This window comes from Mesorhizobium sp. 128a (assembly GCF_053848025.1).
On the sequence record NZ_JBSPKY010000010.1, the window covers coordinates 68,225 to 82,435 of the forward strand.

General features: G+C 63.8%; 14 protein-coding genes. 1 reads left to right on the plus strand and 13 read right to left on the minus strand.

Features of this window, described 5'->3' with window-relative positions; translation table 11 throughout:
- Nucleotides 1–65: 65 nt before the first annotated feature.
- Nucleotides 66–1,571 (minus strand): S10 family peptidase, encoded by a 1,506-nt coding sequence (locus ACWTU9_RS17640; RefSeq protein WP_455859389.1) that lies wholly within the window; start codon nucleotides 1,569–1,571, stop codon nucleotides 66–68.
- A 139-nt stretch (nucleotides 1,572–1,710) separates the two neighbouring features.
- On the opposite strand from ACWTU9_RS17640, the gene ACWTU9_RS17645 reads away from it, so the two are divergent.
- Nucleotides 1,711–2,217: an OsmC family protein gene (locus ACWTU9_RS17645; protein ID WP_455859390.1), complete on the plus strand. Its 507-nt coding sequence runs from the start codon at nucleotides 1,711–1,713 to the stop codon at nucleotides 2,215–2,217.
- Nucleotides 2,218–2,367: 150 nt separating this feature from the next.
- On the opposite strand, the gene ACWTU9_RS17650 is transcribed toward ACWTU9_RS17645, so the two are convergent.
- The 12 genes from ACWTU9_RS17650 to rplI form a co-directional block, all read right to left on the minus strand.
- On the minus strand, nucleotides 2,368–2,589 hold the full coding sequence (locus tag ACWTU9_RS17650) for a hypothetical protein (protein ID WP_023689120.1): 222 nt from the start codon (nucleotides 2,587–2,589) through the stop codon (nucleotides 2,368–2,370).
- Nucleotides 2,590–2,725: 136 nt separating this feature from the next.
- Nucleotides 2,726–3,355, minus strand: a complete 630-nt coding sequence (locus tag ACWTU9_RS17655; protein ID WP_455859391.1) for a hypothetical protein — start codon at nucleotides 3,353–3,355, stop codon at nucleotides 2,726–2,728.
- Between the two features lie 79 nt (nucleotides 3,356–3,434).
- Entirely contained in the window at nucleotides 3,435–4,190 is a 756-nt protein-coding gene (locus ACWTU9_RS17660; protein WP_455859392.1) for an SDR family NAD(P)-dependent oxidoreductase, read from the minus strand.
- A 30-nt stretch (nucleotides 4,191–4,220) separates the two neighbouring features.
- The gene (purF, locus tag ACWTU9_RS17665; RefSeq protein ID WP_112397309.1) at nucleotides 4,221–5,702 is read right to left on the minus strand and encodes an amidophosphoribosyltransferase; all 1,482 of its coding nucleotides are present in this window, start codon (nucleotides 5,700–5,702) and stop codon (nucleotides 4,221–4,223) included.
- Between the two features lie 129 nt (nucleotides 5,703–5,831).
- The gene (locus tag ACWTU9_RS17670; protein WP_455859393.1) at nucleotides 5,832–6,503 is read right to left on the minus strand and encodes a CvpA family protein; all 672 of its coding nucleotides are present in this window, start codon (nucleotides 6,501–6,503) and stop codon (nucleotides 5,832–5,834) included.
- Between the two features lie 48 nt (nucleotides 6,504–6,551).
- Nucleotides 6,552–7,970, minus strand: coding sequence for a DNA repair protein RadA (gene radA / locus ACWTU9_RS17675; RefSeq protein WP_455859394.1), 1,419 nt, complete (start codon nucleotides 7,968–7,970; stop codon nucleotides 6,552–6,554).
- 80 nt (nucleotides 7,971–8,050) lie between these two features.
- On the minus strand, nucleotides 8,051–8,563 hold the full coding sequence (locus ACWTU9_RS17680) for a hypothetical protein (protein ID WP_455859395.1): 513 nt from the start codon (nucleotides 8,561–8,563) through the stop codon (nucleotides 8,051–8,053).
- Nucleotides 8,564–8,565: 2 nt separating this feature from the next.
- Nucleotides 8,566–10,056 carry a replicative DNA helicase gene (locus tag ACWTU9_RS17685; protein ID WP_454577095.1) on the minus strand — a complete coding sequence of 497 codons (1,491 nt, stop codon included), beginning with the start codon at nucleotides 10,054–10,056 and terminating at the stop codon, nucleotides 8,566–8,568.
- Between the two features lie 293 nt (nucleotides 10,057–10,349).
- Nucleotides 10,350–10,844 (minus strand): AAA family ATPase, encoded by a 495-nt coding sequence (locus tag ACWTU9_RS17690; RefSeq protein WP_455859396.1) that lies wholly within the window; start codon nucleotides 10,842–10,844, stop codon nucleotides 10,350–10,352.
- A gap of 53 nt (nucleotides 10,845–10,897) precedes the next feature.
- Nucleotides 10,898–11,884: a small ribosomal subunit Rsm22 family protein gene (locus ACWTU9_RS17695; protein WP_455859397.1), complete on the minus strand. Its 987-nt coding sequence runs from the start codon at nucleotides 11,882–11,884 to the stop codon at nucleotides 10,898–10,900.
- 154 nt (nucleotides 11,885–12,038) lie between these two features.
- The gene (locus ACWTU9_RS17700; protein ID WP_455859398.1) at nucleotides 12,039–13,388 is read right to left on the minus strand and encodes a class I SAM-dependent methyltransferase; all 1,350 of its coding nucleotides are present in this window, start codon (nucleotides 13,386–13,388) and stop codon (nucleotides 12,039–12,041) included.
- A 177-nt stretch (nucleotides 13,389–13,565) separates the two neighbouring features.
- A complete protein-coding gene (gene rplI, locus ACWTU9_RS17705; protein ID WP_181059027.1) occupies nucleotides 13,566–14,150 on the minus strand; it encodes a 50S ribosomal protein L9 in 585 nt (194 codons plus the stop codon).
- Nucleotides 14,151–14,211 lie beyond the last annotated feature (61 nt).

The window sequence follows — 14,211 nt, forward strand, 5'->3', positions numbered from 1 at the left end:
CGCCGATAGCTTAGCCGGGGCTATGCACTCAGAAGGGTAGGTTGGCTTTGAACGGCTGCCACGGCCTACTGCGTTGCCTGGTAGAGTTCCGAAGCGGCCTCCTTCAGCGCGCGCCGGCCGTCGGGCCTGAAATACATCATGTGGCCGCCCTCGACGACGTCGAGACGGATAGGCTTGGCATTGGCGAGCGTCGGGAGTTGGTTCACCAGATAGCGCGAGGCCAGATAGGGCGTGACCAGGTCGGTGTCGCCGTTCACGATCACCACGCCGAGCGCCGGGTTCAGCGAGCGCGCCCGCTGCAGATCGTCCATAACACCGGCGTAGCCTTGGCGCGAACCGCCGTAGTCCCAATTGTGGGTCACGTCGCCGTTGAGCAACCGGTAGCTGACATCGGTGCGAAAATTCAGCTCACTGCTGACATAGCCGACAAAGGCCGAGGTCAACGCCGGCACGCTGCGGTCGAGCACCGGATCCGGGCCAGCGCTGCGAGCGCTCTCCGGCGCGATGTCTGCGGTGGCGATCGTGCCGTCATAAGGGCTAAGCACCTTGCCACTGGCGCGCTGGAATTCGCGAGCGAACAGGGCGGTCGGGATGCGGGCGAAATTGCGCTGCACGAGGTCGAGCGGCAAGCCCGTGATCTCGGCCACGCGCTGGCTGGCCAGTCGTCCGCCCTGTTCCAGCCCGCCGGTCAGGGCGGCGAGGTAATCGCCCAGGGCATACTTTTCGACCTCGGCGAGCTTTTCGCGCAGCGCCTCGCCGCTGACGCCTTCGCCGCGCAATCGCACCGCGGCCAGCGAGGGCAGTTCGAGCGCCCAATGCAGCGGCTGGAATTCATCCGGCAGCACCAGCGTGAACTCCAGCGCCGGCGAGATCAGCACAATGCCGTTGGGGCTCAGGCCGACATCCTCCTGCAGGGTTCTGGCGAGAAGTGCTGCCCGGAACCCGCCATAGCTTTCACCGGCAAGGAAGAGCGGCGATCCGGTGCGGCCGTTCTGGGCGAGATAGAGCCGGATGAAGGCGCCGATCGAGCTGGCATCCTGGCTGATGCCCCAGAAGTCTTTGGTATCCTGGCCTGGCGCCTCGCGGCTGTAGCCGGTGCCGACCGGATCGACGAAGACGAGGTCGGTCATGTCGAGCCAGCTGTCGGGATTGTCGATCAGCTTTTGCGGCGGTGGCAGGAATTGGCCATCGGCGCCGGTCGCGATGACACGTGGCCCGAGCGCGCCGAGATGCAGATAGGCGGAAGCCGCGCCCGGGCCACCATTGAAGACGAAGGTGATGGGACGAGCCTTCTCCGCACCCGCCGCCGGCGGCAGCGTGTAGGCGACATAGAAGATTTCCGCCGTAACCTCGGCCTTCCCGGAAAGCAGCGACAGCGTGCCGGCCTTTGCCTGGTAGTCAAGCTTGCGTCCGGCAATGGTGATTGAATGGCTGGTCGTTTGTGGCGCCGGCAGCAGCGACAGCACGCCGCCGGTGGGTGCGGGGCGTTCGGGCGTTTCGGCGAGGCCGGGCCCTATCAGTGCGCCAAGCAACAGGAGAATTGCAGGAATGAGCTTTAGCTTGGCACGCATGACACCTCCGGGAATGGCTCCCGAATAGCTATGGTCTGGGCGATCGAAGTCAAAGTAACTCTTCGCGAACGTCCTGGCCCCTCTGTTCCGCCGGCATATCAGTGCTATCAAAGCGCGACGGACTCGAAAGGACAGGACCATGGACGCCACCGCGCTCAAAGCCATGCAGGCGCCGCTCAAGGAGGCCTATCGCGGCGACGCCGCGCAGGCGCTGATCACGCTTCGCGCCAGGGGTTCGATCGACGACCAGTCGATCGCCTGCAAGGTGGAAACCGGTAGGGCGCTGGCCGTGGCCGGCCTGCATCCGGCAACCGGCGGCTCCGGGCTCGAACTATGCTCGGGCGACATGCTTTTGGAGGCGCTGGTCGCCTGTGCCGGCGTGACGCTGAAGGCGGTGGCGACTGCGCTGGAGTTCAAGCTCGGCGCGGCGACCGTCGAGGCCGAAGGCGATCTCGACTTTCGCGGCACGCTGGGTGTGGCGAAAGATGCACCTGTGGGCTTTCGCACCATCCGGCTGAATTTCAACCTGGACACCGACGAACCGCAGGAGCGCATCGACGCGCTGATCAAGCTCACCGAACGCTATTGCGTGGTGTTCCAGACGATCAACAGCAAGCCGGAGCTGACGGTGAGCGCACAGCGCTGACGCCGCTGGGGGAGATGTCGCCGAAGGCGACAGAGGGGGTCGGGCCGATTGGACGCGACGCCCTTTTGTGCAGAAAGGAGGTTGGCGCTCCACGCGCGGCGACCCCCTCTGGCCTGCCGGCCATCTCCCCCTCAAGGGGGGAGATACAAATTACTGCGCCGCCGGCTCTTCCGCATCACCCTCATCGGTGAACGGCGAGGCGCTCGGTACGCAATTCACCGCCCAGCCGGCCGGAGTCGGCTGCTTCTGGTATTCGGTGATGGCGTTGGTGCACTGTTCGCGGGTGTCGAAGGTGCTGGGCAGAACCACCATGCCTCCTTGCGGGCCGGCGATCACCAGGTACCAGACCAATGCTACGCTGGGAGCAGCCATGGGAATCCTCGCTTTGCTGGATGTCGGAGTCGGATCGACCCTAGCAACTCCCGGCTGATGGCGAAAGCAGGGCGACGGGGGAGGGACCTGCCGGATCATCACAGACCCGTGAACGGAACCGCTCCCCAGACGTCTCTCAGTTCACCGCAAAGCAGTAGAACAGGCCGTCGCCGCCAGTGCCTTTCAGCGCGTCCTGGCTGCAGCCGCCGCGCGAGGCATGCGAGGAGTTCCAGGATTTCGCTGCCGCCGACTCATCGAGGCCGGTGCGGTCGTGATGGCCCATCATTGCCGCCCCTTCCGCCCCGCTCAAGGTCCAGTCGCCGCAGGTCTGGTCGGCGATCTTGGTGCCGTCGGGCTTCGAGCCGGTCAGTATGTCGTGCCGGTTCGGTTTGTCGCCGCGGCCGTTGACCACCTGGCCCTTTTCGTTGAGCGCCGTCTGTTTGGTGATGGCGTTGGCGTCGCTGTGTAGCGAGGCGACATCGTCGGCAATCTTCTCGCCCTTGGCGTTGACCCACGGGCCCTTGCCGATGCGGTCGCGCGCATCGGTATCGGCGGTCGAGAGATAGGCGTGCCATTCCTTGCCGGTCACCCCCGCGGCTTCCGCCAGCGAGGCGCAATGCGCATCGGCGCCTTTGAGGCCGCCGAGATCGGCGCCCTTGCCGGAACCGACGCTGGTGACGAAGAAACTCATCTTGGCGTCCTGGGCGAGGGCTACGCCAGTCGTGGTGGCAATCGCAGCGGCGGCAACGAGAAGAAGTCTACGCATGTCGGTCCTCCGGTTTCGAATGTCCTACGTCAGAAGAAACGTAGCTGGAGGCCTGTTTAATCCCGCTTCAGCCCAGCTTTTATTCCGGCTGCCGGTAGGCGACGAAGCGCTGCTGCCTGGCCAGGAAGATCAGCCCTGTTTCTTTCAACTCGGGGCTGGCCAGCGGGACGATGCGTTTGGCGATCTCTGAAGGATGCGGCAACTTTTCTGGATCCTCGCCGGGCGCCGCCTGCGCACGCATGGCGGTGCGGGTGGCGCCGGGGTCGACAGCATTGATGCGCAGCGGCAAGCTTTGCGTTTCATGCGCCCAGGAGCGCGCCATGGCTTCCACCGCCGCCTTTGACGCCGCATAGGGCGCCCAGAAGGCGCGTGCCGAATGCGCGGCCCCGGAGGACATGAGAATGGCGCGACCGGCGTCGGACAGCCTGAGCAGCGGGTCGACCGAGCGGATCAGCCGCCAGGTCGAGATGACGTTGATGGTCATCACCTTCTCGAAGGTTTTTGCCTCGACATGGCCGATCGGCGAGATGACGCCGAGCACGCCGGCATTGGCCACGAGGATGTCGAGCTTGCCCCAGCGCTCATGAATGGCGCCGCCCAGCCGGTCTATGCCGGCCATGTCGGCAAGATCGAGCGGCACCAGCGTCACTTCGCCCTTGCCGGTCCTAGCGCGCTCGGCCTTGATCTGGTCGTCGAGCTCTTCCAGCCCGCCGACGGTGCGGGCGACGGCAATGACATGCGCGCCGGCAGCGGCAAGTTCCTTGGCAATGAAATAGCCGATGCCGCGCGAGGCGCCGGTAACGACCGCGACGCGGCCGGAGAGGTCGAGGGTCATGCGAGCGCTTTCAAGGATGGCAGTTGGGGTCTACGCCCCGTTGTTCGCCAGCAGCGACAGCGTGCGCACATTGTCGTGGCCTTCGAAGTCGAGCAGGCGGGTCGGGTACTGGCCGGTGAAGCAGGCGTCGCAGAATTGCGGCTGCTCATTGTCGCGGCCGGCCTCGCCGACGGCGCGGTAGAGCCCGTCAATGGTGAGGAAGCCGAGTGAATCGACGCGGATGAACTCGGCCATCTCCTCGATCGACATGCGTGACGCCAACAGCTTCGACTTCTCCGGCGTGTCGACGCCGTAGAAGCACGACGCGCTGGTCGGCGGCGAGGCGATGCGCATATGCACTTCCCTGGCGCCGGCATCGCGCACCATCTGCACGATCTTCTGGCTGGTGGTGCCGCGCACGATGGAATCGTCGACCAGCACCACGCGCTTGCCCTCGATCATGCGGCGATTGGCATTGTGCTTGAGCTTGACGCCCATATGGCGGATCGAATCGCCGGGTTGGATGAAGGTTCGGCCGACATAGTGGTTGCGGATGATGCCGAGTTCGAAAGGGATACCGGCAGCCTGCGAAAAGCCGATCGCCGCCGGCGTGCCGGAATCCGGCACCGGCACGACGATGTCGGCCTCGACAGGGCTTTCCTGCGCCAGTTCCGCGCCGATGCGCTTGCGCACCTCGTAGACGTTACGGCCTTCGACCGACGAGTCCGGCCGCGCGAAATAGACATATTCGAAGATGCAGAAGCGGGTCTTCTGCGGCTCGAACGGGAACAGGCTCTCAATGCCCTTCGAGGTCACGACGACCATTTCGCCAGGCTTGAGGTCGCGCACGAAGCGGGCGCCGATAATGTCGAGCGCGCAGGTTTCGGAGGCCAGGATCCAGGCGCCGTCGAGATCGCCTAGCACCAGCGGGCGGATGCCGAGCGGATCGCGGCAGCCGATCATCTTCTTGGAGGTCATCGCCACCAGCGAAAAGGCGCCTTCGACCTGGCGCACGGCATCGATGAAGCGCGAGTTGAGATCACGCTCCTTGCTGGTCGCAACGAGGTGCAGCAGCGTCTCGGTGTCGGAGGTCGACGAAAAGATCGCGCCCTGCTTCTGCAGCGCGCGCTGCACGGTCATGGCGTTGGTGAGGTTGCCGTTGTGGGCGACCGCGAAGCCGCCATCGGCCAGTTCGGCGAAGAAGGGCTGGATGTTGCGCATGCCGGCGCCGCCGGTAGTGGCATAGCGTGTGTGGCCGATGGCGCGATTGCCTTGCAGGCTGTCGATGACATGCTGCTTGGTGAATGTGTCGCCGATCAGACCGACATGGCGTTCGACATGGAACTGGGTGCCGTCATAGGAGACGATACCGGCCGCTTCCTGGCCGCGATGCTGCAGCGCGTGCAGGCCCAGCGTGACGATGGCCGCGGCGTCCTGACGGCCGAAAATGCCGAACACACCGCATTCGTCGTGGAAGTGATCGTCTGCTTCGGCGGAAAGCACGTCGTCTGCGTCTGCCTTCGAAACTGCCATGGGGCTCAAGCTCCGCTAAAATGGCCATATAGAGCGAGAGCGCCGCGAAAGCAACGCACGCCGTGCGTCGTTCACACCATAGTCAGCTCATAAATGGCGCCCGCCTAGTGGGCGCCATGCCGTTTCAGTTCAGTTTGCCGGTGCGGCCGGCGCCGGAGCGGCGGGCTGTGCCGGCGCATTGTCGGCCGGAGCGTCGGTCTCGTCGTCGGGCGCTGGCGCGTCATCACCGGTTGCCGGCGAATCCGCCGCCGGTGCATCGGCTGCCGGAGGTGTCTCGGGTGCTGCCGGCTGATTCGGGTTGAGCTTCTTCAGGATGGCGTTTTCCGGATCCTCGGGCAGCAGGCTTTCCAGCTTGGCGCCGATGGTCTCGAGCAGTGGCCTCGACTTGGCGTTGGCGACCCAGGCAGGCGCCTTGGCGCCGGCCAGCCAGTTGAAGAACAGAAGCGCCACCGCAACGACCAGGATGCCGCGCGCCGCGCCATAGAGGAAGCCCAGCGTACGGTCGAGCGCGCCGATCCTGGAATCGATGATCCAGTCGGCAAGCTTCATGGTGATGACGGAGACGACGATCAGCGCGATGACGAAGACGATGCCGGCGGACGCCGCCATGGCGATCTTGTCGCTTTCGACATAGGGCTGAACGTAAGGCAGCACCGGCTTGTAGAAGAAGAACGCCGCCGCGGCGGCAGCGGCCCAGGAGACGACGGACAGGATTTCGCGGGACAAGCCACGAACCATGGCGAGCATCGCCGAGACCAGGGTGAAGCCGACGAGAATTCCGTCAAGCAGCGTAATCGGCATGTTGTTCGCCCCACTCCGATTGTCTTTTCACGGCTCGGGCGAGCCGCGTCAGTCTTCCTCGTCGACACGGCTGCGCCGTGAGCCGGCTATGCGCGCCACCAGATCGGCAAGTTCGGTCGGCTGGAAAGCGCCGGCCCCGATCCCGCCAGGACCAGTACCATTGGCAACCTCCTCGCTGCCCAAGGGCAGAACCGCACTTCCAAAACCCAGCTTTTCGGCCTCTTTAAGGCGCTGTTGCGCATGCGCAACCGGCCTCACTGCGCCCGACAGGCTGATTTCGCCGAAATAGACGCAATCGGCGGGAAGGGCAAGACCGGTGAGCGATGAAACCAGTGCAGCTGCAACCGCCAGATCGGCAGCCGGCTCGGAAATCCGGTAGCCGCCGGCAACGTTGAGATAGACATCATGCTGGCCGAAGCGCACGCCGCAATGCGCCTCGAGAACGGCAAGGATCATCGACAATCGTGAGCCGTCCCAGCCGACGACGGCGCGGCGCGGCGTGCCCAGCGACGAGGACGCCACCAACGCCTGGATCTCGACCAGCACCGGCCTTGTGCCTTCCATCCCGGCGAAAACCGCAGCACCCGGCGATTTCGCATGGCGTTCGCCGAGGAACAGCTCCGACGGATTGGCGACTTCGCGTAGCCCCTTGTCCGACATTTCAAAGACGCCGATCTCGTCGGTCGGCCCGAAACGGTTCTTCACCGTGCGCAGGATGCGGTAATGGTGGCCGCCTTCGCCTTCGAAATAGAGCACGGCGTCGACCATGTGCTCGACGACGCGCGGGCCGGCGATCTGGCCTTCCTTGGTGACATGGCCGACCAGCACGATGGCTGCGCCGGTCGATTTGGCATAGCGGATCATCGCCTGGGCGGCGGCGCGTACCTGGGTGACGGTGCCGGGCGCCGAATCGGCAAGGTCGGTCCACAGCGTCTGGATGGAATCCAAGATGACGAGATCCGGCCTTCTGCCGTCGGCGATGGTTGCCAGGATATCCTCGACATTGGTTTCGGCGGCGAGTTCGACCGGTGTGTCGGCGACGCCAAGCCGCTGCGCCCGCAGCCGGATCTGGGCGACGGCCTCTTCGCCCGAGACATAGACGATGCGATGGCCTTTTGATGCGAGCGCTGCTGCGGCCTGGGTCAAAAGCGTCGACTTGCCGATGCCGGGGTCGCCGCCGACCAGCAGCGCCGAGCCACGCACGAACCCGCCGCCGGTGGCGCGGTCGAGCTCGCCAATGCCCGAAACGATCCGCGGCGCGTCCTCGATGTCGCCAGACAGGCTGGTCAGTACCACGGCGCGGCCCTTGCGGGCATTGCGCGTGTTGGCGGGGCCCGAGCCGATGCCGCCCGACGTGCCTTCCTCGACCAGTGTATTCCACTCGCCGCAGGCATCGCATTTGCCGGCCCAGCGCTGGTGCACCGATCCGCAATTCTGACAGATGAACTGGACGCGGGATTTAGCCATGGAACTGCTGCCGCTTTTTAGAAAATTCGGACCAAGACCGTCCGCATTTTCGAGCATGGTTTTGCAAGCACGGCTGCAATTCAGTGCTTCTTGGCGAGAGTGCGAACTTCGGCAAGCGCCTCGTCGAGCAACTGCGGATTGGGCGACAGCATCTGTGTGTCGTAGATGGAGATCATCCCTTGCGTCTCATCGGCGAGTGCTGGCTCGGCTTTCCGCGCCTCGTCATTGATAGCATCGACGTAAAACAGGAAATTCTGACCTGTCAGAACAGGCACACCACATCCGCCCATGATCAGCGTGGTCGTGGAGATCACACCATTCGCTTCCGGCTTGCCCTTGAACACCTCTGCTATCTCATAGCGTACGTTGACCAGTATCCGGCCATCGCCCACATCGGATGAGGGACCTCCAACCTTGGTTGAGCTAAGCTCCGTCGCTGTCACCAGGCCTCGGAATACCAAGGCGGCTTCTGCAAATGCTCGCTGTGGCGTCCAGTCTACAGGCATGGAGCAAGCGGAAGCGAACCCGGGCAGCGCAATCGCGCCGAGGAGCGCGAGAGCAAGATAGGTCGGAAACCCGAGACGGTTGCCCATGCCTACTCAAACCTCTCCGCAATATGGTGCTCTTCGGCCAGGTCGGAGAAGCGGGTGAACTCGCCCTGGAAGGCGAGGCTGACCGAGCCTGTCGGGCCGTGGCGCTGCTTGGCGACGATGACTTCGGCCTTGCCGCGCATTTCGTTCATCTCGTGTTCCCACTTGATGTATTCGTCGGTGCCGGGCTTGGGTTCGCGGTTCTTCAGATAATATTCCTCGCGATAGACGAAAATCACCACGTCGGCGTCCTGCTCGATCGAACCGGACTCGCGAAGGTCGGAGAGCTGCGGACGCTTGTCTTCGCGGCTTTCGACCTGACGCGACAGCTGCGACAGCGCGATGATCGGCACGGAAAGTTCCTTGGCCAGCGCCTTCAGGCCGGTGGTGATCTCGGTAATTTCCTGGACGCGGTTCTGCGAGGCCTTGGCGCTGGAACCCTGCATCAGCTGGATATAGTCGATGACGATGAGGTCGAGGCCACGCTGGCGCTTCAGCCGGCGTGCGCGAGCCGAAAGCTGCGCGATCGAGATGCCGCCGGTCTGGTCGATGAACAGCGGGATCTTCTGCATGGTCTGCGAGCAGGCGACCAGCTTTTCGAAATCCATCTCCGAAATCTCGCCGCGGCGGATCTTTGACGACGAAATTTCGGTCTGCTCGGAAATGATGCGGGTGGCGAGCTGCTCAGAAGACATTTCCAGCGAGAAGAAGCCGACGACGCCGCCATTAGCGGCCTTGAACGAGCCGTCGGCCTGCTGCGCCGGCACATACATTTCGGCGATGTTGAAGGCGATGTTGGTGGCGAGCGATGTCTTGCCCATGCCCGGACGGCCGGCAATGATGATCAGATCCGACGCCTGCAGGCCACCCATGCGGCGGTCGAGATCGCGCATGCCTGTGGCGAGCCCTGACAGGTGGCCGTCGCGCATATAGGCGGCGTTGGCCATGTCGACGGCGGTCTTGACGGCGTCGGTGAAGCTCTCGAAGCCGCCATCGTAGCGGCCGGTTTCGGCCAGTTCGAACAGCCGCCGCTCGGCATCCTCGATCTGCTCGGACGGCGCCATGTCGACCGGCGCGTCATAGGCGATGTTGACCATGTCCTCGCCGACGGTGATCAGCGCGCGGCGCGTCGCCAGGTCGTAGATGGCACGGCCATAGTCGGTGGCGTTGACGACGGTGACAGCCTCGACCGCCAGACGAACCACATACTGCGCCACTGTCATGTCGCCGACCTTCTCGTCGGCCGGCAGGAAGGTTTTCAGCGTGATCGGCGTCGCCACCTTGCCCATGCGGATGAGCTCGGCCGCGACCTCGAAGATTTTCCGGTGCAGCGGCTCGTAGAAATGGCCGGCCTTGAGGAAGTCGGAGACGCGGTAGAAGGCATCGTTGTTGACGAGGATGGCGCCGAGCAGCGCCTGCTCGGCCTCGATGTTGTTCGGCGCCTCGCGATAAAGCGGTTGCTCCGCCACGCCGAATTTTCGTGCTGCCTCAGCCATGATGTCCCCGATTTCGATCCCGGCTTCTCGATACCAGAACGCGAAAGATCCGGTGCTGACTTATATGCATCAGTTGCGTTCAATCGTCGTTGATGCCCGTTGTTCACAGGGGCAGCGGACCGTCCACAGGACAGAATTCCCGTGCTCTGATTCTGGTTGACTCGACAAGGTCGCGATCCTATCGGAAGGACGGGAACGAAGCAAGAACAATCATTGCCGTCGTCGGCGCGTAATCCTGGTCTTTCAGACGTCAGCCGGGGCAGCCCTCGACGCGGGCCGCATTGGGTGATCGCCTAAGGTTTGTGGACCACGATGTTGAAGCCTTCCTCTGGCTGGGGAGGAGCAAAATAGCTTGTGAACAACTCGTAGTCCGCTTCGCTGACTTGGAACGGGTGTTCGCCGGTTGAATTGCGATGCTTAAGCCGTTGCTTGCAGACCGTATCCGGCACCTCGAGCAGATGAAGTTCGTGAGCTACATCGGCCTGATCAATCAGCGAACGCATCCAACTGCGCTGGCTGACGGTGTTCGCCGGGAAATCCAGAACGACCGAAAGGCCCTTTTGCAAGATATCGACAATGTGCGGCGCCATGGCAGCCCGCAGGCGCTTGGAAAGACGGTCGTAGTCGTCGATTGTCTTCAGCTCATCGAAAAACAGATGCGAGTTCCAGTGATCTTCGCTGATGAGCAAGGTCGCCGGCCGCGCTGCAATGCGCTTCGCAAGCGTAGATTTCCCCGCGGCGCTCTTTCCGCAAAGAAGATATAAAACCGGCGGGTGATCCTGTTCCATATCGGAAGAATACCCGGCCCCGTGTTTCCCTGCCAGCATGACAAGCCGGTGATCTATCCGCTCGGATCAGCCGCCCGTGCCAATGTATCGCCCCAGTCCAGCCGCCGCGCTGTCTTGAACAGCTCGCCGTCGCGCTTGGTGAAAAGCGTCTCTCCTGCGCCGCCGTCCGGCCGGCACAATTTGAGCAGCACCTTGCCGGAGCCGGCTTTCGGCGGTGCAATGACGCGCGGCTGATGTGCAGGCGCGGGCTGCCGCGACGCTGCGACGTAGATGAACTTCTCGTCCTCCCACGGTACATCGGCATCCTTGGCCAGGCGGTGCAGCCGCGAGCGGGCGACGCGGCGGGAAAAATGGCACCAGTCGGGCGGCTCAAGCGGGCAGGGCGCATCGTGCGGGCAAGGCGCCAGCACATGCGCGCCGGCCTCCAACAATCGCCGGCGCACGGCAAGAATGCGCTGCCAGCCGGCTGGCGTTCCCGGCTCGACGATCAGCAGCGTGTCGCCGGTCAGTTGCCAGAGCCGGTCGGTGAGCTTGGCTAGCGATGCCGGCGCGATCTCGTCCAGCACATAGGCGCAGGTGACAAGATCGGCAGGCTTGAGGTCGGCAAGGTCGATGGTCACATCGCCGGCGCGCCAGTCCGTCCTGGCGGCGATGGTATCAAGAGCCAGCGACTGGCCGACCTTGCGCACCGCGGCGCTGGCTTCAATCAGCACTGCCTGTTCGAGATCGGGCCACAGGCCCGTGGTGGCCCAAAGCACCGTCCCCGGGCCCGCGCCGACATCGAGCAGGGTTCTTGGTTGGAAATCGGGCCGCGCATCGGCAAGCGAATCGAGGCTGGCGCGCACCGCGGCATAGGTCGCCGGCAGCCGCGTCGCCAGATAGGCCTTCACCGCCATCTCCTCGGCCATGTGCAGGCGGCCGTCGCGCAGTTCGGCGCGGTAGCGGTCCGACAGCGTCTTTGCCGCCTGGCGCAGCGCCGGCAGCGGTATCGTTTCGAGCAGGCGCTCGACGCCTTGTCTGAGCGGTGGAGGCAGTTCCACGCTCACGCTCGGCGCGGCGCGAACAGGATGACCGGGGCGCCGGCGATCCCGGCCACGATAGTGAGGATAAAGTTCATGAAAAAGTTCTCACGAAAACGAGACCTTTTTCAGGGCCGGAGCCAGCAATGGCAAGCGGCAATGCGCAATCGAGGCCCTATTCCCGATCCGACACCTTGCGGCGGCGTGCCGGTTTGGCGGCAGCGGACCTGACAGCAACGGACTTGGCGGCGACAGACCTGGCAACGGCAGGCTCGGCGGCTGCCGTTTCGTGGCGATGTCCCATATCGCGCATTTCCAGCGCCTTCTCGCATTTGGCCATGTAGTCGCGCGTCATCGGCAGCGTGTCGTTCTTCTTGGCGATCTGGATCTGGAAGATCACCAGATCCTGCCAGCGGAAGGCGGCTTCCGAGGCGGCGAGATAGAACTCCCACATGCGGCAGAAGCGCTCGTCATAGATCGCCTTGGCCTTGTCGCGGTTGGCGGCAAAGCGCTGGCCCCAATGCTTCAGCGTGTCGGCATAATGCAGCCTCAGCATCTCTATGTCGGTGACGACGAGGCCGGATTTCTCGATTGCCGGCATCACCTCCGAAAGCGCCGGGATGTAGCCGCCAGGGAAGATGTATTTGCGGACGAAGGCGCTGGTCGCCCATGGCACGCCGGTGCGGCCGATCGTGTGGAGCAGCATGACGCCGTCGGGTTTCAGCAGCGTCGCCGCCTTGTCGAAGAAGGTGCGGTAGTGGTTGACGCCGACATGCTCGAACATGCCGACCGAAACGATACGGTCGAAGCGCTCATTGAGTTCGCGGTAGTCCTTCAGGTCGAAATGCACCCGGTCCTGCAGGCCCAGCGCATGGGCCCGGTCCGTGGCGACGCCGTGCTGCTCGGTCGACAGCGTGACGCCCTGCACGTCGACATCGAAGGTCTTGGCGAGGTAAAGGCCAAGCCCGCCCCAGCCCGAACCGATATCGAGCACGGTCTGGCCGGCCTTCAGCCTGAGCTTGGCGGCGATGTGGCGCTTCTTGGCGGCCTGCGCCTCGTCAAGCGTCATGTCCGGCTGCTCGAAATAGGCGCAGGAATATTGCATGTCCTCGTCGAGGAAGAGCCGGTAGAGATCGCCCGACAGGTCATAGTGGCGCTGTACGTTGCGGCGCGAGCGCGAGGCGGTGTTGATCTGCTGCAGGCGGCGGAAGGCGTGGCGCAGGCCTTCGATCGCCTTCGACCAGGTGGCGTCGATGCCGCCGCTGCCCATATTCTGGAAGGCGATGCGCATGACGCCCAGCACGCCGCCCTCGAGGACATCGAGTTCGCCGTCCATGTAGGCTTCCGGCACGGCCAGCATCGGATCGAAGGTGATGGCGCGCTCGGCATGCCTGGTCTTGATGTGCATGTGCACCGGCTCGCCGCTGCCGTCGCCGAACACCGTAGTCGAGCCTTTCGGCCCGGTGACCTTGAGATTGCCTGTGCGCACCAGGCGGTCGAGAACGCGCTTCAACAGAATATTCATGCCCAAATGTCCCCTCACGGTCAGACTGGCTGTCTAATTCTGCCTCAATATATAGGGGTTCGAAAAGTTCCATTTGGCACAAAAATGCCCGGGCGAGACGCCCGGGCATTGGTCCACAAAGGCTGGATGACGACAATGTGATCGGGAGCGCCGCTCCCCTCGCTTGTCGTTAGGCGATCAAGCGTTGTCTTCGCCGCCTTCGAACTCGGTGTTCGGGTCGAAGAAGTTCTCCGGCCGCGCATTGTCGTTGATGTCGTCGCCATAGATGGCTTCGGCAGTGGTCAGAGTCTCGCCCTTGGCCTGACGCTCGGCTTCCTCGGCCGTGCGGGCGATGTTGAGGCTGATGGTGACCTCGACTTCCGGATGCAGCGCGATCGCCACATTGGTGACGCCGATGGTCTTGATCGGCTGGTTGAGCTGGATCTGGTTGCGGTTGACCGAGAAACCTTCCGCCGTCAACAGGTCGGCGATGTCGCGGGTCGACACCGAACCGTAGAGCTGGCCGGTCTCGCCGGCCGAACGCACGGCGATGAAGCTCTTGCCGTCGAGCTTTTCGGCAACCTGAGAGGCTTCCGACTTGCGCTCGAGGTTACGAGCTTCGAGCTGGGCGCGCTGGCCCTCGAACTTCTTCTTGTTGGCTTCGTTGGCGCGCAGCGCCTTGCCCTGCGGCAAGAGGAAGTTGCGGGCAAAGCCGTCCTTGACCTTGACGGTATCGCCCATCTGGCCGAGGCGGGAAACGCGTTCGAGAAGAATAACTTGCATGGTCTTGTTCCTTCGTCTGGGCACCGACCGCGGGATCGGCGCCGAATTGAATGGAACAGGT

Excerpts from the sequence above, each read along its gene's own strand:
- rplI (WP_181059027.1), bottom strand. The coding sequence starts at position 14,150 with ATGCAAGTTATTCTTCTCGAACGCGTTTCCCGCCTCGGCCAGATGGGC.
- ACWTU9_RS17690 (WP_455859396.1), bottom strand. The coding sequence starts at position 10,844 with ATGGAACAGGATCACCCGCCGGTTTTATATCTTCTTTGCGGAAAGAGC.
- ACWTU9_RS17685 (WP_454577095.1), bottom strand. The coding sequence starts at position 10,056 with ATGGCTGAGGCAGCACGAAAATTCGGCGTGGCGGAGCAACCGCTTTAT.
- purF (WP_112397309.1), bottom strand. The coding sequence starts at position 5,702 with ATGGCAGTTTCGAAGGCAGACGCAGACGACGTGCTTTCCGCCGAAGCA.
- radA (WP_455859394.1), bottom strand. The coding sequence starts at position 7,970 with ATGGCTAAATCCCGCGTCCAGTTCATCTGTCAGAATTGCGGATCGGTG.
- ACWTU9_RS17640 (WP_455859389.1), bottom strand. The coding sequence starts at position 1,571 with ATGCGTGCCAAGCTAAAGCTCATTCCTGCAATTCTCCTGTTGCTTGGC.
- ACWTU9_RS17645 (WP_455859390.1), top strand. The coding sequence starts at position 1,711 with ATGGACGCCACCGCGCTCAAAGCCATGCAGGCGCCGCTCAAGGAGGCC.
- ACWTU9_RS17650 (WP_023689120.1), bottom strand. The coding sequence starts at position 2,589 with ATGGCTGCTCCCAGCGTAGCATTGGTCTGGTACCTGGTGATCGCCGGC.
- ACWTU9_RS17655 (WP_455859391.1), bottom strand. The coding sequence starts at position 3,355 with ATGCGTAGACTTCTTCTCGTTGCCGCCGCTGCGATTGCCACCACGACT.
- ACWTU9_RS17670 (WP_455859393.1), bottom strand. The coding sequence starts at position 6,503 with ATGCCGATTACGCTGCTTGACGGAATTCTCGTCGGCTTCACCCTGGTC.
- ACWTU9_RS17700 (WP_455859398.1), bottom strand. The coding sequence starts at position 13,388 with ATGAATATTCTGTTGAAGCGCGTTCTCGACCGCCTGGTGCGCACAGGC.
- ACWTU9_RS17660 (WP_455859392.1), bottom strand. The coding sequence starts at position 4,190 with ATGACCCTCGACCTCTCCGGCCGCGTCGCGGTCGTTACCGGCGCCTCG.
- ACWTU9_RS17680 (WP_455859395.1), bottom strand. The coding sequence starts at position 8,563 with ATGGGCAACCGTCTCGGGTTTCCGACCTATCTTGCTCTCGCGCTCCTC.